The 16,751-nt window shown below is 53.8% G+C and carries 19 protein-coding genes; 7 read left to right on the forward strand and 12 right to left on the reverse strand.

Annotated features, from left to right (window positions below; genetic code table 11):
* Positions 1–2: 2 nt before the first annotated feature.
* Complete coding sequence (locus FHW71_RS01325; RefSeq protein ID WP_179450899.1) at positions 3–650, reverse strand: metallophosphoesterase; 648 nt, start codon at positions 648–650, stop codon at positions 3–5.
* Between the two features lie 256 nt (positions 651–906).
* On the opposite strand from FHW71_RS01325, the gene FHW71_RS01330 reads away from it, so the two are divergent.
* Complete coding sequence (locus tag FHW71_RS01330) at positions 907–1,638, forward strand: class I SAM-dependent methyltransferase (RefSeq protein WP_179450621.1); 732 nt, start codon at positions 907–909, stop codon at positions 1,636–1,638.
* A gap of 85 nt (positions 1,639–1,723) precedes the next feature.
* On the opposite strand, the gene FHW71_RS01335 is transcribed toward FHW71_RS01330, so the two are convergent.
* The 7 genes from FHW71_RS01335 to copC all read right to left on the reverse strand — a co-directional run bounded on the left by FHW71_RS01335 (position 1,724) and on the right by copC (position 5,032).
* Positions 1,724–1,891, reverse strand: coding sequence for a hypothetical protein (locus tag FHW71_RS01335; protein ID WP_008110452.1), 168 nt, complete (start codon positions 1,889–1,891; stop codon positions 1,724–1,726).
* 117 nt (positions 1,892–2,008) lie between these two features.
* Positions 2,009–2,329: a hypothetical protein gene (locus FHW71_RS01340; RefSeq protein WP_154193655.1), complete on the reverse strand. Its 321-nt coding sequence runs from the start codon at positions 2,327–2,329 to the stop codon at positions 2,009–2,011.
* A 195-nt stretch (positions 2,330–2,524) separates the two neighbouring features.
* Complete coding sequence (locus tag FHW71_RS23975; RefSeq protein WP_085982370.1) at positions 2,525–2,668, reverse strand: cold-shock protein; 144 nt, start codon at positions 2,666–2,668, stop codon at positions 2,525–2,527.
* Positions 2,669–2,670: 2 nt separating this feature from the next.
* On the reverse strand, positions 2,671–2,883 hold the full coding sequence (locus tag FHW71_RS01345) for a cold-shock protein (RefSeq protein ID WP_007889586.1): 213 nt from the start codon (positions 2,881–2,883) through the stop codon (positions 2,671–2,673).
* Positions 2,884–3,388: 505 nt separating this feature from the next.
* Complete coding sequence (locus FHW71_RS01350; RefSeq protein WP_179450897.1) at positions 3,389–3,736, reverse strand: YebY family protein; 348 nt, start codon at positions 3,734–3,736, stop codon at positions 3,389–3,391.
* Between the two features lie 33 nt (positions 3,737–3,769).
* The gene (copD, locus tag FHW71_RS01355) at positions 3,770–4,651 is read right to left on the reverse strand and encodes a copper homeostasis membrane protein CopD (RefSeq protein ID WP_179450619.1); all 882 of its coding nucleotides are present in this window, start codon (positions 4,649–4,651) and stop codon (positions 3,770–3,772) included.
* A gap of 3 nt (positions 4,652–4,654) precedes the next feature.
* Complete coding sequence (gene copC / locus FHW71_RS01360; protein WP_179450617.1) at positions 4,655–5,032, reverse strand: copper homeostasis periplasmic binding protein CopC; 378 nt, start codon at positions 5,030–5,032, stop codon at positions 4,655–4,657.
* A gap of 153 nt (positions 5,033–5,185) precedes the next feature.
* On the opposite strand from copC, the gene FHW71_RS01365 reads away from it, so the two are divergent.
* Together FHW71_RS01365 and exoX are read left to right on the forward strand one after the other, a co-directional pair.
* Positions 5,186–5,416 carry a DNA polymerase III subunit theta gene (locus tag FHW71_RS01365; protein WP_008110458.1) on the forward strand — a complete coding sequence of 77 codons (231 nt, stop codon included), beginning with the start codon at positions 5,186–5,188 and terminating at the stop codon, positions 5,414–5,416.
* A 3-nt stretch (positions 5,417–5,419) separates the two neighbouring features.
* Positions 5,420–6,088, forward strand: coding sequence for an exodeoxyribonuclease X (gene exoX, locus FHW71_RS01370; protein WP_179450615.1), 669 nt, complete (start codon positions 5,420–5,422; stop codon positions 6,086–6,088).
* Here the strand turns inward: exoX and FHW71_RS01375 are convergent.
* Positions 6,082–8,145 (reverse strand): prolyl oligopeptidase family serine peptidase, encoded by a 2,064-nt coding sequence (locus tag FHW71_RS01375; RefSeq protein WP_179450613.1) that lies wholly within the window; start codon positions 8,143–8,145, stop codon positions 6,082–6,084. The genes exoX and FHW71_RS01375 overlap by 7 nt on opposite strands.
* A 139-nt stretch (positions 8,146–8,284) precedes the next feature.
* The gene (locus tag FHW71_RS01380; RefSeq protein ID WP_154156400.1) at positions 8,285–8,926 is read right to left on the reverse strand and encodes a DUF533 domain-containing protein; all 642 of its coding nucleotides are present in this window, start codon (positions 8,924–8,926) and stop codon (positions 8,285–8,287) included.
* A gap of 161 nt (positions 8,927–9,087) precedes the next feature.
* On the opposite strand from FHW71_RS01380, the gene purT reads away from it, so the two are divergent.
* Positions 9,088–10,266, forward strand: coding sequence for a formate-dependent phosphoribosylglycinamide formyltransferase (purT, locus tag FHW71_RS01385; protein ID WP_179450611.1), 1,179 nt, complete (start codon positions 9,088–9,090; stop codon positions 10,264–10,266).
* A gap of 40 nt (positions 10,267–10,306) precedes the next feature.
* Here the strand turns inward: purT and FHW71_RS01390 are convergent, their stop codons facing one another.
* Together FHW71_RS01390 and zwf are read right to left on the reverse strand one after the other, a co-directional pair.
* Entirely contained in the window at positions 10,307–10,948 is a 642-nt protein-coding gene (locus tag FHW71_RS01390) for a bifunctional 4-hydroxy-2-oxoglutarate aldolase/2-dehydro-3-deoxy-phosphogluconate aldolase (protein ID WP_008110463.1), read from the reverse strand.
* Between the two features lie 187 nt (positions 10,949–11,135).
* On the reverse strand, positions 11,136–12,611 hold the full coding sequence (gene zwf / locus FHW71_RS01395; protein ID WP_036650196.1) for a glucose-6-phosphate dehydrogenase: 1,476 nt from the start codon (positions 12,609–12,611) through the stop codon (positions 11,136–11,138).
* Positions 12,612–12,983: 372 nt separating this feature from the next.
* Between zwf and FHW71_RS01400 the strand changes: the two genes are divergently transcribed.
* From FHW71_RS01400 to FHW71_RS01410, 3 genes are all read left to right on the forward strand, one after another.
* A complete protein-coding gene (locus FHW71_RS01400; RefSeq protein WP_061718589.1) occupies positions 12,984–13,838 on the forward strand; it encodes a MurR/RpiR family transcriptional regulator in 855 nt (284 codons plus the stop codon).
* A gap of 107 nt (positions 13,839–13,945) precedes the next feature.
* Complete coding sequence (pyk, locus tag FHW71_RS01405; RefSeq protein WP_008110470.1) at positions 13,946–15,388, forward strand: pyruvate kinase; 1,443 nt, start codon at positions 13,946–13,948, stop codon at positions 15,386–15,388.
* An 86-nt stretch (positions 15,389–15,474) separates the two neighbouring features.
* The gene (locus tag FHW71_RS01410) at positions 15,475–16,707 is read left to right on the forward strand and encodes an MFS transporter (protein ID WP_179450609.1); all 1,233 of its coding nucleotides are present in this window, start codon (positions 15,475–15,477) and stop codon (positions 16,705–16,707) included.
* Positions 16,708–16,751 lie beyond the last annotated feature (44 nt).

Consider the following 16,751-nt stretch of genomic DNA (forward strand, 5'->3'; position numbering starts at 1 on the left):
CGTTACTGCAATTGCACCAGAGTGAGATGATTGCCGAATACCGCGCCGGTATCGATGTAATGCTGATTCGCCACATTGAGCGGTTGTTCTAACGGCGTGTGGCCGAAGTAGAAATCACTGGCGCCATCGATGTGGGCTGAACTGCCGCGTTGATGGCGTCCCAGCCGATCGCGACTCCACACCACTTGTTGCCAGTCAACATCCTGCCCCAACGCATAATGGCTGGCAGGATAATCGGCGTGGGCAATGACCACCACGCGATCGCCGAAATCCAGGTGCAGGATCAACGGTAACTCAGCGCAGCGTTTCAACGCATGGCGCGCAGCAATTAATTTTGCGCCCTTCAACTGCCAAAACCACTCTCCGCCGTTCATCATCCATAAGGTTTGATCGCGCCCATCCAGCGCAGCGAGCGCCATCTGTTCGTGATTGCCGCGCACGCAGCGAAACCAGGGTTCCTGCATCAGCGCTAAACAGCCAGGACTGTCCGGCCCGCGATCGATTAAATCGCCCACCGACAGCAATAAATCCTGCTGTTTATCGAAATCCCGCTTGAGAAGCTGCGCATCGAGTTGGGCGCGGCAACCGTGTAGATCGCCAACCACCCAAATCTTTCGCCACATTTGCGTGTTTACCGTTTGGTAAAGCATGTAATCTTCCCCGGTTGACTGGAAGTTTAGTGAGCCCGGCATAAAGTATAGTCCGGTCAGGTTTAGCCAGCGGAAGGAACAGCATGAGCGGACGGAAGCAATTCATTGGTGTATTAATCGTTATTTTCATTGGCAGCTTGCTGCTGCTGGAATCACTCGCTCGTCTGGTACATCTGTTATTTGTGGGATAATTACGCGGCTTTACATTCCGCGCTAAACGCCTAAACTCCTTTGCGCATCATATAAAGGAGCCTGTATGAGCCAGAATATTTACGACAATCCCACCTTTTTTGCCGGTTACGCCACCTTGCCACGTTCCGTTAAGGGATTAGACGGCGCGCCAGAATGGGCCGCACTGCGTGCATTACTGCCTGACCTGCAGGATAAACGTGTTCTCGATTTAGGTTGCGGCTACGGCTGGTTTTGCCGATACGCACAGCAGCAAGGCGCACGCGACGTGCTGGGACTCGACGTTTCCGAGAAGATGCTGGCGCAGGCCGCAACCATGACGCAGGGAACGGAGATTCGCTACCAGCGCGCCGATTTAGAAACGCTGCAGCTAAGCGAATCCTTTGATCTCGCTTACAGCTCGCTGGCGCTGCACTACCTCACCAATATTGACGCGCTCTTCGCAACCCTGTTTGAGGCAATCACACCTGGCGGCGCGCTGGTGTTTTCCTGTGAACATCCGATTTACACCGCACCTGCACAACAGCAGTGGATGGTGGATGAGCACCAGCAGCGCAGTTGGCCGGTCAATCATTATCAGCAGGAAGGCGAGCGCATCAGCAACTGGTTTGCCGATGGCGTGAAGAAGCAGCATCGCAAGCTGTCAACCTGGATCAATGCAGTAATCGGCGCAGGATTTGAGATGGTACATCTTGATGAATGGGGCCCGAGCGAAGAGATGGTTGCGCTGAATCCCGCGCTGGCGGAAGAACGCGATCGTCCGATGATGTTTTTGCTGGCAGCGCGTAAACCGCTGTGACCGTTGTCCTGAGGCTGCACAATGCAGCCTTTTGCACATCCCTGCAGCGCTATATGCGGCGGGCATCGTGCTTAATATTTAACGGCTAACGCGTGATTAAAAAGATCGCCAGCAAGAAGAAGGCTAATAAACCGGCAAATGTCAGTGTCCCAATACGCGGCGTTTTGGCGCGGCCGACTACCACACCAATAAAGATACAAAGCAGCGTTAGGGTGCCAATCATTACCCAGAGAAGATATTGTGTATTTGCCATGAAGGATCCTTATCCGGCCATTAATCAGATGCGCCAACGTTATACCATTTTTCACACAGGCTGACTGCAGCTATATAACCGCACCTTTTCTGCTGATTATTTCCCGTCCAGTCATCATCAAGTCGCGTTATGCTCGCAACGCACAGCCTTGAGATTTTCCAACTGCTGTAAACGCGCTGCAGCCTTATTGTTCGCACTGGCTTTCGCAATGCCGTTACCGATACCAAAATCCCCAACGAAGCCGAGGACTGTCAACGCATCAAACTCGCCAGTTTTATCGATCTGCTGCTTAACACTTTGGCTTTTAGCAATCTCCTGATTCAGTGCTGCACAGTCGTAGGTTTGCGCTTCGGCATCGCTCACATTGGCAGACTGCGGATATTGTTTCAGCGCGCAACCACTCAGCAGCATGGCGATCAGAATAACAGGCTTGTACATCTTGCAAAATTCTCACTAAAGCGGCGATTTATTACGAGAAACTGTAGCATCCGGGGGAGATGACGATCGGGGGAATAAGTAACGTTAAGATGGGTATTTAAAAATAAAAAAGCACTGCCTAAGCAGTGCTAATAATTCTCATATCAGGCAATTGCCTGATAAGCCCTAATAATTATCAGGGCAGAAAATCCGTTATTATGCAGTTTTCAACATAATCATTGATGATTTGCAGAAAATGCATTTAGCGCCATGTGGGTTCATTTTAGTAATATCGAACGCGGAGGTGCGATATTGTGAACTCTGGCAATGCGGACATCTTAAACGATGATAAATACGAATAATTACAGACCTAATACATTTGTTGCAGACGGACCTTTAGGACCATCTTCAACTGAAAACTCAACACGCTGACCTTCATCAAGTGAGCGATAATCAGTGCCCTGAATGGCAGAGAAGTGGACGAAAACGTCCTTGCTGCCATTTTCAGGAGAAATAAAGCCGAAGCCTTTTTCTGAGTTGAACCATTTTACCGTTCCAAGAATTTTATTAGACATAATTTTTACCTTTTAAATGAGCCTATTGGCGTAAGGGCCGAGTTGCAGATACGAATCAGAACTTAGGATAAGACTCAAAGAGAAAGGGCTTGAAGCGGCACTAACTGGGATGAGAAATACAATGGGAACTAACCTTCTAACTGTCTGCTATTCAGACCGACGAAACATTAACGCATTTATTTTCGACACTAGCAAGCGAAAAGAATATTTAATTCTCGGTTAGTGATGATGGTTTTTGAATTTAGAACGTAAAAAAGAGACAAAAAAAGACCGAATACGATTCCTATATTCGGTCCAGGGAAATGGCTCTTTGAGAGCCGTGCGCTAAAAGTTGGCATTTTTGCAGGCGAGGACGCCTTGCCATTTAAAGGTAGACCAGGATTGATGGTTTTCCAGCCAATCTGGAGGTTTGATACGGAAAGGTGACAACTCTGTGATCGTGCTGACAGAACAAGTAAGCAAGCGTAGCGGCAAAAATGTGCGCTACGCCTGAAAAATGAGGGGATTACTTATCGCACAGTTGCTGGGCGCGATCGATGATCGGCTGCAGACTCATTTTCTGATCTGGATGGGCTTTATCAACGGCGACGATGGTGTCGATCGATTGCAGAGTGCCCTGCCCGGCAGTTTTGCGCGCCAGGGCTTTATCGTTAAGCGGATACTGCAGCAGCGTGCCCGGATTAATCGCGAACAACGCGCCGTCTTTCTCGCAGGTCAACATCACCTCTTCGCGGGTGAAGGGCCATTTATCTTTTCCAATCTCAAAACGGCTGACGGTAATAATCTGTGCCGCCATCGCCTGGCTGCACAGCGCCATCAATACGCAAGCTGGAATCAGTTTCTTCAGCAAAATATCGACCTCATTTCATCTTCTTTAATGACACATTCAGGCAGGTGACAGTGTGGCAAACACACTCACCAACCCAATAACAAGAACGGCCAGCAGCAGCTCAAGCTGCGTCAGGCGAATAAACAGATGCGCTGTATTGCTGGCCGCCAGGCGAAAACGCGGCACCAGCAGATAGCGATTGGTTAACGCGATAGCGATCATCAGCATGACCAGCAGCACCTTCACCACCAGCAGCTCGCTCCACAGCGTGGCTTGCCAATTCAGCGGTGAACCGGCAATCAGCAGGCTATTAATCGTGCCCGTCAGCAGCGCTAGCGCTACCGCGAGATGTCCGTAACGCGAGAAGCGCATCATGCAGCGGATCGCATCGGTGCGAAAGGCAATCTGCCGCGCTTCACGCATCAGCACTAATAGCGGCAATAATCCCCCCGCCCAGAATGCAGCCGCAATTAAATGCAGTGCATGATTGCCTTGCTGCAGCAATCCAGGCCAGCCATCGCGCATCGCGGCATGCCCTACGCCGGCTAAAGCCATCAACTGCAAGAGGCCGCTGCATAGCAGCAGATTTTGCCGCAGTGTGCCACGCAGCAGCAGCGCCAACGTGCTCAGCAGTGCGAAAGCAATTTCCCAGCGCCAAACCTGACCGAAGCGTGTGCTAAGCACCGCTTGCCAGATTGCGCTATCACTGACATTTCGCCAGTCGCCGCTCATCAAGCCGGTTTGTGTTGCCAGCATCAACAGCGCGCTGAACAAACTCAGCAGCGCGCTAGTACGTAAAATTAAACCTAAACGTTGTGATAGCAGCGGACGATAGCGGCGCGGCGCCAGCAGCGCTGTATAGAAGGCGCTACCGGCGAGCAGCAGCACCGACAAAAAATGCAGCGCTCGCAAGCCAATCCACAACGTGCCCAAACTCATCAATCACTTCACGCTGAAGCTGTAGCTGCCTTTGGTTTTATGCCCATCAACGGACAGCACATGCCAGTTAACCTGATAATTGCCCGATGGCAGCGGCTGGCTGATCGGCACAATCAACTGATCATGTTGTTTATTGTTGAGTTGGGCTTTTCCAGTCGCCACCGGCTGATGTTGAGCATTGAGCACATCCACGCCACTGAATGCCGCTTCAACATCTTCGGTAAAGGTCAGCGTTAAATTCTGCGGGGACGTTTCCACCACCGCTTTATCGGCTGGAACCGGTGTTTTCAGGTGAGCATGCGCCATGGCAAACTGGCTGAAGGCCAGCGTTGATGACGCCAGAAGTAGCGCGACGACCGAGTTGAACGCAGTTTTCTTCATGACTTCTTCCCTTTTAAATACGGCAAACCACCGTAAACGTGGCAGCAGGATACGCCGCCGATCCGCAGGTGTCGAGACTTGCGGTGCGATCCAATCCCCTTGATCCCAGGGTCCGAAACCATTACTTTTGCCCCTGTTTATCAGGAGAAAAGCATGAGCCAAAACCTTGCCCTGCTCTCGCAGGAAGAGAAAGACAAAGTGAATGTCGATCTGGCCGCCGCAGGCGTTGCATTTAAAGAACGCTACAATATGCCGGTGATTGCCGAAATGGTGGAACGCGAGCAACCCGAAGCGCTGCGTGACTGGTTTCGTCAGCGCTTAATGAACTATCGCCAGGCTTCGCTTAGCCTGTCGCGCCTGCCCTACGAACCTAAGCAGAAGTAATTTATGTTACGTGTTATTGATACCGAAACCTGCGGCTTGCAGGGCGGCGTGGTGGAAGTGGCGTCGGTGGATGTCATTGATGGTCAGATTGTTAATCCGATGAGCGACTTAATCTGCCCGGATCGCCCAATCAGTCGCCAGGCGATGACGGTACATCGCATTACCGAAGCGATGGTGGTGGGCAAACCCACCATTGAAGAAGCGATCGGCCGCTATCATGGCAGCCCGCATTATGTGGCGCACAATGCCAGTTTTGACCGTCGCATGTTGCCTACGATGCCAGGCGAATGGATCTGCACCATGACGCTGGCGCGTCAACTGTGGCCAGGCATTAAATATGGAAATCAGGCACTGCGTCATAGCCTGAAGCTGGATGTCACGCCGCCTGCTGAATTGCATGCGCACCGCGCATTGTATGACTGTTACGTCACCGCTGCGCTGCTGATCCGCATTATGGAAACCTCAGGCTGGAACGCCGAGCAGATGGCGAATTTGTGCCAGCCTGCGCCGGTGAGCGGCGATGTCTTCCCGTTCGGCAAATATCGCGGTCAGAGCATTGGCAGCATCGCGCGCAAAGATCCCGGCTATCTGCGTTGGGTGCTGGAAAATGTGCGCGATTTGCGCCCACCGTTACGGCAGGCGCTGCGTAAGTACGTGAAGAGCGATCAGTAATCGACGCGGTCTGGCAAGCTGCCCTGCGCCAGGCCGATCAGGAAAGTGAACTCCTGCGCCACACCTTCATACGCTTTGAAACGACCCGATTTGCCGCCGTGGCCAGAATCCATCTCAGTGCAGAGTAACAGCAGCGAATCGTTGGTTTTCAACTCGCGCAGTTTCGCCACCCATTTGGCCGGTTCCCAATACTGCACCTGCGAATCGTGCAGGCCGGTTGTGACTAGCAAATGTGGATAGGCTTTGGCTTCGATGTTGTCATACGGGCTGTATTGGCGGATGAGGTGATAAAACTCCGCCTGTTCGGGATTGCCCCACTCATCGTATTCGCCGGTGGTCAGCGGAATCGTCGGATCGAGCATCGTAGTCACCACATCCACAAACGGCACCTGCGCCACCACGCCGTGGAACAGATCCGGTGCCATGTTCACCATGCCGCCCATCAGTAATCCTCCGGCGCTGCCGCCCATCGCGTAGAGCTGCTGGCGATTACCATACCCTTTCGCCACCAGCGCTTCGGTGACATCAATAAAATCAGTGAAGCTGTTGATTTTATTCTTCAGGCGGCCACCGTCATACCATTGCTGGCCGAGTTCGCCGCCGCCGCGCACGTGAATAATGGCGTAGACGAATCCGCGTTCCAGCAAGCTGATGCGGCTGGTGCCAAAGCTGGCATCCATGCTGCTGCCATAAGCGCCGTAACCATATACCAGCAACGGATTGTTGCCGCGCTGGAAATGCTTGCGGTGATAGACCAGCGAAACCGGTACTTCCGTTCCATCGCGCACGGTGATCCACAGATGCTCGCTTTTATAATCCTCGGATTTGAAGCCCGGCACCGGCGTGCGCTTTAGCACGCGACGATCGCCGGTTTCCATGTTCAGTTCAAACAAGGTGGTTGGCGTGGTCATGGAGGAGTAGCCATAGCGCAAAGTGTCGCTTTCCGGCGAAGGATTATAGGCAAGCCAGGTGACGTAGGCCGGATCGTCAAAGGCGATGCCAAAGCTTTCGCCGCTCTCCCAGTTAATCTGCCGTAAGGTGTTCACGCCGTGCTGACGCTCTTCCACCACCAGCCAATGGCGGAACAGCTGGAAATCCTCCAGCACCACGTTGTCACGTGCCGGGATCAGCGATTGCCAGCGCGCTTCCGCCAGCCACGCGCTGCGAAAGAGGCCGAAGTTTTTGCCGTCGCGATTCGAGCGAATGTAGAACTGATGATTGTAGTGATCGATGCTGTATTCATGGTCGCGGCGACGCGGACAAAACGTTTGCGGCTGTGCATCTGGATACTCGGCATCGATCAGCAGAATCTCGCTGGTGTTGGTGCTGTATAGCGCAATCAGAATGAAGTGCTCGGAGGTGGTTTTGTGCACGCTCAGGTGGAAGGAATCATCCTTCTCTTCATACACTAGCTGATCGTCAGATTGCGGATGTCCCAGCTCATGGCGCCACACCTGATACGCCAGCAGCGTTTTCGGATGCTTACGCACGTAGTAGAGCGTGCGGGAATCATTGGCCCAGGCCACGCTGGATGACGCATTGGTCAGCACTTCCGGATACCAGCTGCCGCTCTGTAAATTACGGAAGCGAATGCCGTATTGACGGCGTGACAGGAAGTCTTCCGCTAAGGCCATCACCTGATTGTCCGGCGTAATCGCCAGCGCACCCATAGTGTAAAAATCACTGTGCGCGGCTCGCTGGTTACCATCAAGCAGCAGCTGCCACGGCTCCTCCGCCGGCGCGTCTAGCGGCTGGCGGAAATAGGCGGGATATTCGTTGCCCACTTCATAGCGGCTTTGATAGCGATAGCCGTTTTTCACGTAGGGCACCGAGTGATCCTGCGGCGGAATACGGTCAACAATCTCTTTCAACACTCGTTCCTGCAGCGGATTCTGCGACGCCATCATGGCGCGTCCATAATCATTTTCGGCGTGCAGATGGGCCAGCACTTCTGGATTCTCGCGGTCGTCATCACGTAACCAGTGATAATTATCGATGCGCGTTTCACCGTGCAGATTCATGGCATGGGGAATTTTTTTCGCGTGTGGCTGATTCATTAGGCTCTTCTCCCTGAAGGACAACATTCAGCAAGCGTGGCACTAATCGCGTGCGATGCCAAGCTGCACGCAGCATCACTTTGCACAGGGCAAGCCAGACAGGGAAAACGAAGGCTGCGGATGCAACCTTCGTAATGGATTACGCGGCTTTTTCCGCATCGATATCGCGTTGAATACCGTCGCGCACATCCTGGGGAATTTTCAGCGCATCGCCGAGCGCGGAGAGATAGCTACGCTCCATAAAGTGGTCGACATCAATGGCGGCACAGCTGAGGAAATAGAGCTCCAGCGCCTCTTCTTCGTTTTTAACGTCAGCGGCCAGCCAGTTGGGATCGAGCGGGCGATTCATCGCCTGCTGAATCAGCGCTTCAGCCTGTGCGCCGTAGCCCGCCTGCTGAATGTTTTGCTCAATCGCCGCGCGCTCTTGATCGTCAATGTGACCGTCACTTTTCGCCGCGAACACCAGCGCCGTGACTAATCGCTCTGCGCGTTGATCCATAGGCGTTTGCAGCTGACCAAAGCTCGCATCGTCCTGATGGGTTTCACGTATGCGCTGTTTGTATTTGTTCCACAGCAGCGCGCCCGCCGCCGCGCCGCCGCCCAACAACAAGGCTTTGCCGCCATATTTGGTCAGCAACTTACGCGTGGATTTACTGCCCACCAGCAATCCCGCCAGCCCGCCTAATGCGCCAGGTGCCAGCATGTCACTTAAGCCGCCCGACTTTCCGCCACCGCCCTTCTTCGCCAGCACCGATTGAATTTGCTGTAGCCAATTACTCATCGTTTAACTCCCGTTTAATTTTCCGTTCTCCATGCTGCCGCAGGCTGTGTCAGTTAACGTCAGAGCGGGAAAAGTATGGCAAACCTGATCGTGGCGAAAGCGTGAGTACGCAAACGTTTTCGTTTATACTGCGCGCGCATTTTGACTGCTAAGGTGAAATTATGACGACTCTCGGAACCGCGCTGCGCCCTGCCGCTACGCGTGTCATGCTGTTAGGTTCAGGCGAATTAGGCAAAGAAGTGGCACTCGAGTGCCAGCGTCTGGGTGTGGAAGTGATTGCGGTGGATCGTTACGCCGATGCCCCAGCGATGCACGTGGCGCATCGCAGCTATGTAATCAACATGCTGGACGGCGACGCGCTGGCCGCATTGATTGCCCAGGAAAAGCCGCACTTCGTGGTGCCTGAAATTGAAGCCATCGCCACCGAAAAACTGCTGGAGCTGGAAGCGCAAGGTCAGAAAGTGGTGCCGACTGCACGCGCCGCGCGTCTGACCATGAACCGCGAAGGCATTCGTCGTCTGGCGGCGGAAGAGTTGTCGTTGCCGACCTCGACTTACCAGTTTGCTGACAGCAAAGAGAATTTTATTGCCGCCGCTGAAGCGATTGGATTCCCGTGCATCGTTAAGCCGGTGATGAGCTCATCCGGTAAAGGTCAAAGCTTTATCCGCGAAGCCAGCCAGCTGGACAAAGCCTGGGATTATGCGCAGCAAGGCGGACGTGCCGGTGCGGGCCGCGTGATCGTCGAAGGTGTGGTGAAGTTTGATTTCGAAATTACCCTGCTGACCATTAGCGCGGTGGATGGCATCCACTTCTGCGCGCCGATTGGTCATCGTCAGGAAGATGGCGATTATCGTGAATCATGGCAGCCGCAGCAGATGAGTGAACTGGCGCTGCAACGCGCGCAGGATATCGCCGCTAACGTGGTGAAAGCGCTCGGCGGATACGGCCTGTTTGGCGTGGAGCTGTTCGTCTGTGGTGATGAAGTGGTGTTCAGCGAAGTGTCACCGCGTCCGCACGATACCGGCATGGTAACGCTGATTTCGCAGGATCTGTCTGAGTTCGCGCTGCATGTGCGCGCCTTCCTCGGTCTGCCAATTGGCGGCATTCGTCAATACGGCCCTGCGGCGTCGGCAGTGATTCTGCCTGAGCTGAACAGCCAGAACGTGCAATTCGGGAATATCGAAGCCGCGCTGGGAGCCGGGTTGCAGCTGCGCCTGTTTGGTAAACCGGAAATCGCCGGTCAACGCCGTTTGGGTGTGGCTTTGGCAACCGGTGAAAACACCGATGAAGCTATCGCGCGCGCCGTTGCCAGTGCGGCAGCGGTAAAAGTGGAAGGTTAAGTATAAATGAGAGGTCGCCATGAATGGCGACCCTACCAATTTATGCACGCGCCCCTTCAACCGCTTCACGCGCCAGACGCGTAATACGATCCCAGTCACCACTTTCCAGCGCATCATTCGGTACCAGCCACGAACCGCCAATACACAGCACGCTTTTCAGCGCCAGATAATCACGGTAGTTGGCTGGCGAGATGCCGCCGGTTGGGCAGAAACGCACCTGCGGGAACGGACCACCAATCGCAGATAATGCTTTCACGCCACCATTGGCTTCTGCCGGGAAGAATTTGAACTCACGCAGGCCGTAATCCATACCGGTCATCAGTTCTGAAACCGTGCTGATACCTGGAATCAATGGCACCGGACCTTCAACTGCGGCTTTCAGCAGCGATTCCGTCAATCCTGGGCTGATAACAAACTGCGCACCGGCGTCAGTGACTTCTTTCAGCTGCTGGGTGTTGATCACTGTGCCCGCACCAACAATCGCTTCCGGTACTTCTTTAATCATGGCGCGCAGCGCGTCCATCGCCACAGGGGTACGCAGCGTGACTTCCAGCACGCGCACTCCGCCAGCCACCAGCGCTTTCGCCATCGGCACCGCGTGTTCCAGCTTGTTCACCACGATGACCGGCACAACCGGGCCTGTTTTCAGGATCTGTTCAGCACTTGTTTTCCAGTTCTTCATCACGTTTCCTTGGTTGCATCAGCCCGGCGTAACGCCACGCTGTCAATAATTGGGCTCTACCATACAAGATTGGCTGGAGCGGCGTCCATCGGATATCAAAATTTTTTGAAACTCAGGTTCACTTTTAAGAAAAATGGATTTTGGCCGAAAAAAAAGCCCGCGCATTGGCGGGCTCAGCATTAGGTCTTTATTCGAACTCGTTCCAGGAACGGCCATCGCGGGTGATCATCGCGACTGAGGCAACCGGTCCCCACGTTCCCGCCTGATACGGCTTCGGTGCTTCGGCATCGGCATTCCAGGCATCGATAATGGAATCCACCCAGCCCCATGCAGCTTCAACTTCATCACGGCGTACAAACAGCGCCTGAATACCGCGCATGGTTTCCAGCAGCAGACGCTCGTAAGCATCGGCCAGATGCGACTGGTTGAAGGTTTCGGAGTAGCTCAGATCCAGCTTAGTGGTCTGCAGTTTATGCTTGTGGTCGAGTCCCGGCACTTTGTTGAGGATTTCGATATCCACGCCTTCGTCTGGCTGTAGACGAATGGTCAGCTTGTTCTGCGGCAGTTCAGCGTAAGAATCTTTGAACAGGTTCATCTCAGGATTCTTGAAGTACACCACCACTTCAGAGCATTTGGTTGGCAATCGCTTGCCGGTACGTAGATAGAACGGCACGCCAGCCCAACGCCAGTTGTCGATATCCACGCGGATAGCGACGAAGCTTTCAGTGGCGCTCTGCTTGTTCGCGCCCTCTTCTTCCAGATAGCCTGGCACTTTCTTGCCCTGCACAAAGCCAGCGGTGTACTGACCACGCACGGTTTTCTCGCGCACGTTGGTTTGATCAATACGGCGCAGTGAGCGCAGCACTTTCACCTTCTCATCGCGAATCGCATCCGCGCTCAGATCGGATGGCGGCGACATGGCAATCATGGTGAGGATCTGCAACAGGTGGTTCTGGATCATGTCACGCATCTGACCAGCTTTGTCGAAGTAACCCCAACGGCCTTCGATACCGACCTCTTCCGCCACGGTGATCTGCACGTGATCGATGGTGCGGTTGTCCCAGTTGTTGACGAAGATGGAGTTGGCAAAACGCAGCGCCAGCAGGTTAAGCACCGTCTCTTTACCAAGATAGTGGTCAATACGGAAAACCTGACCTTCTTCGAAGTATTTGCCAACGCTGTCATTGATCTCTTGCGAGGTTTCCAATGAGGTGCCGAGCGGCTTTTCCATTACTACACGCGCCGGTTTGGCATTCAGTTTGGCGGCGCCAAGACCGTCACAAATCGCGCCAAAGGTGCTTGGCGGCATGGCGAAGTAGTTGATGGTGACGCGGTTTTTCTGGTCAAGCATTTTGCCCAGTTTGGTGAAATGCGAGGTGTCATTTACGTCGAGGTTACAGAAGTCGAGACGGCTGCTGAGTGTGTCCCACAGCGCTTCATCGATCTTCTCTTTCATGAAGGTTTCCAGCGCTTCACGTACCACTTTGGTGTACGCGGCTTTGTCCCAATCCGCGCGACCCACGCCAATAATGCGAGTGGTTTCATGAATCTGACCGGCTTTTTCCAACTGATACAGTGATGGCAACAGTTTACGGCGCGCTAAATCGCCTTTGGCACCGAAAATCACCAGATCGCATGCCTGGGCTGTTTGTGTAACCGCCATTTTCCTCTCCTCGTTGCAGGATATACCCGGCTTGAGCGTTCTCATCACGCCGGGTCCTTATTGTAATTTTCTTACAGCACAATGTACGTTTTTCGCCGGTCCAGGACAACCCGAACACCGCGTTTTGCTGGCGTTAACTGTGGACGTAATAAAGGTGTTAAGTGTGTTGTAGCGTGCCATTTGAGCACATTTTCTGTTTCGATATTTGTCGTGGCAAAACACGTCAGCGATCAAAGTATCGCAAAAAATTCGCGTTTACATTTGTCCTCCGCTGCGTGCGAGCTGCTATTACACGGTATATTCTTGGGAATTGGCAGCGATTTCATTGATTGATGAACGCGGAAAAGTGATTGACGCTCATTAGGTTAAACCATGCTGGAACAAATTCAGGCGCAACTCGATGCGTTAAGTAAATCAGAACGTAAAGTCGCAGAACAAATTCTCGCTGCGCCGCAGCAGGCGATGCACTCCAGCATCGCCACGCTGGCACGCGCCGCTGACGTCAGCGAACCAACGGTGAATCGCTTCTGCCATCGTATGGGCACGCGCGGCTTTCCTGACTTCAAATTGCAGCTCGCGCAGAGCCTGGTGAAAAGCCCGAACTGGGTGAGCCGCGATGTGGAAGAAAATGACAGTGTGGAAAGCTATAGCCACAAAATTTTTGATTCCGCGTTAGCCGGCCTCAGCCGCGTACGTCAGCAACTCGATTCTCAGGTCATTCGCCAGGCCGTTCAGGCATTATCAAACGCCCATAAAATTGCCTTCTTTGGCCTTGGTGCCTCTGCCGTGGTTGCACACGACGCCACCAACAAATTTTTGCGTTTTAATCTGCCGGTCATCTGGTCAGAGGATATTGTGATCCAGCGCATGAGTTGCATAAATAGTGGTCCAAATGATGTGTTTGTTCTCATCTCACATACTGGTCGCACCAAAAATATGGTAGAACTGGCTCGCCTGGCGCGTGTAAACGCTTCCACTGTGCTGGCTATCACTTCTCCGGGTTCCCCGCTGGCGGCCGAAGCCACACTGGCTTTGACGCTCGACGTGCCCGAAGATACCGATATCTACCTGCCAATGGTTTCCCGCCTCGCACAATTAACCGTGATTGATGTTCTGGCGACAGGGTTTACCCTTGAGCGCGGCGCCGCTTTCCGTGAAAATTTGAAACGGGTGAAAGAAGCGCTGAAAGATTCACGCCTGGAGAAACAGGCGCAGGAAAATAATTAACATCACATTCACAATGTGAGTCGAATCACAGCCCATCGATCATATAGAATAGATGAACACTACGTGTCACTTGAGAGCGACACGATACTTTGCTAACGGAGTCCTTCATGTCCAGACGTCTCAGAAGAACCAAGATCGTTACAACCCTCGGTCCAGCCACCGATCGCGACAATAACCTCGAAAAAATCATCGCGGCGGGTGCTAACGTTGTACGACTCAACTTCTCCCACGGCACACCGGAAGATCATCAGCAGCGCGCCAATAAAGTCCGTGAAATAGCGGCGAAACTGGGACGTCATGTGGCGATCCTTGGCGACCTGCAAGGTCCAAAAATTCGCGTCTCAACCTTCAAAGAAGGCAAAGTGTTCCTTAATGTCGGCGATCGTTTCCTGCTGGATGCCGACTTAAGTAAAGGCGAAGGCGACAAAGAAAAAGTCGGTATCGATTATAAAGGCCTGCCAGAAGATGTGGTGCCAGGCGACATCCTGCTGCTGGACGACGGTCGCGTACAGCTGAAAGTGTTGGAAGTTCAGGGCGTGAAAGTGTTCACCGAAGTCACCGTCGGTGGCCCGCTATCCAACAATAAAGGTATCAACAAACTCGGTGGCGGCCTCTCTGCCGACGCACTGACCGAGAAAGACAAAGTTGACATCGTTACCGCTGCGAAAATCGGCGTGGATTATCTGGCCGTCTCCTTCCCACGTAACGGCGAAGATATGAATTACGCCCGCCGTCTGGCGCGCGATGCCGGCTGCGATGCCAAACTGGTGGCGAAAGTGGAACGTGCTGAAGCCGTTGCCTCACAGGAAGCGATGGATGACATCATCCTCGCCTCTGACGTGGTGATGGTTGCGCGTGGCGATTTGGGGGTAGAAATTGGCGATCCTGAGCTGGTGGGTATTCAGAAAGCGTTGATCCGTCGCGCGCGCCAGCTGAACCGCACCATCATCACCGCAACGCAGATGATGGAATCGATGATCACCAATCCAATGCCAACGCGTGCCGAAGTTATGGACGTGGCGAACGCCGTGCTGGATGGTACCGATGCGGTGATGCTGTCGGCGGAAACGGCTGCAGGCCAGTATCCGGCTGAAACCGTATCAGCGATGGCGAAAGTGTGCCTCGGCGCAGAAAAAATCCCGAGCGTTAACGTTTCCAAGCATCGCCTGGAAGTGCAGTTCGATAACGTCGAAGAAGCGATTGCCATGTCGGCGATGTATGCTGCCAACCATCTGCAAGGGGTTTCGGCCATCATCACCATGACCGAATCGGGCCGTACCGCGCTGATGACTTCACGTATCACTTCCGGTTTGCCGATCTTCGCCATGTCACGTCATGAACGTACCCTGAACCTGACCGCGCTGTACCGTGGTGTTACACCGGTGTTCTTCGACAGCAATAATGATGGTGTTGCCGCCGCGCATGATGCAGTTAACCTACTGCGCGAGAAAGGTTTCCTGGTTTCAGGTGACCTGGTGATTGTTACCCAGGGTGACGTGATGTCGACCACTGGCACCACCAATACCAGCCGTGTACTGCGCGTAGATTAATACGCACCACCGACAGCGGCTGTAACAACATGGACAAACGCGACTGCCTGGCAGTCGCGTTTTTATTTTTTTGACAAGGAGGCCAGATGGCCCGCTATCAACCTATTACTCAACTCACCGGGCGCGTGCTGCTGTTTCCGCTCGCGTTGGTGCTATTTGAGTTCGCCACCTATATCGCGCATGACATGATCCAGCCCGGCATGCTGCTGGTGACGTCTGAATTCAGTGTCGGGCCGGAATGGGTATCTACCTCATTAACCGCGTATCTGATGGGCGGCGTGGTGCTGCAATGGCTGCTTGGTCCGCTTTCAGACAAATATGGCCGCCGTCCGGTATTGCTGTTTGGCATCCTGTTTTTTGCCGCCGCCTGCATTCTGACAACGTGGGTCAGCAGTATTGAAGAGTTTGTCGCGCTGCGTTTTGTGCAGGGCATTAGCCTGTGCTTTATTGGCGCTGTCAGCTATGCGGCGGTGCAGGAAGCCTTTGACGAAGCGCTGGCGGTGCGCATGATGGCGCTAATGGCCAACGTTGCGCTGCTGGCACCGTTAGCCGGCCCGCTGGCCGGTGCGGCATGGCTTACCGTTGGCGAATGGCGCAGCATGTTCTGGCTGTTTGCGATTTGCAGCGTGATTGCGTTTGCCCTGCTGTGGCGCGTAATGCCGGAAACGGCTGGCGATCACAGTCACTCTATCGCCCTGCCAACGCTGGCGCGCGGCTATGCGCGTTTAGCGCGCGATCGTCAGGTGATGTTCGGATCCTTTGCCATTGGGTTGGTGTTTATCCCGATCCTGACATGGGTGGCGCTGTCGCCAGTGATTCTGATGCATGATGAAGGATTGTCGCGCATGCAGTATGCGCTGCTGCAGTTGCCGGTGTTCCTGGCGATGATTGCCGGCAATATCACTCTCGGCAAACTGGCGGGCCGCGTGCCGATTGAGCAGCCAGTGAAATTTGCTGCGTGGCCAATCCTGATTGGTCTGAGCATTTCGCTGCTGGCGAACTTGCTGGATAGCCACACCTATCTGCTGCTGACTGCCGGTTTAAGTCTGTACGCTTTTGGCGCGGGCATGGTGAATGCCGGTCTGTACCGACTGACGCTTTACTCCAGTAACGAAGGCAAAGGCAGCGTGGCGGCGATGCTCGGGATGATCAGTATTCTGACCTTAGCGGTCGGGATTGAGCTGGCGAAAAGTGGTTACTTCAGCGGCGGCACACCGTGGTTTAGCGGGATTAACTTCGTGGCTGGCGTATTGTGGTTTGGGCTGGTGACGCTGTTCCTGCGCGAGCGTAAGCGTCGCAGTCATGTGGCAGCAGTGTAATGTAAGGTGCGCAGTGATGCGCACCTGGTCGCCATGAATGGCGA

Origin of the sequence: Enterobacter sp. Sphag1F (assembly GCF_014193275.1) — a bacterium.
GTDB lineage: Bacteria > Pseudomonadota > Gammaproteobacteria > Enterobacterales > Enterobacteriaceae > Pantoea > Pantoea symbiotica.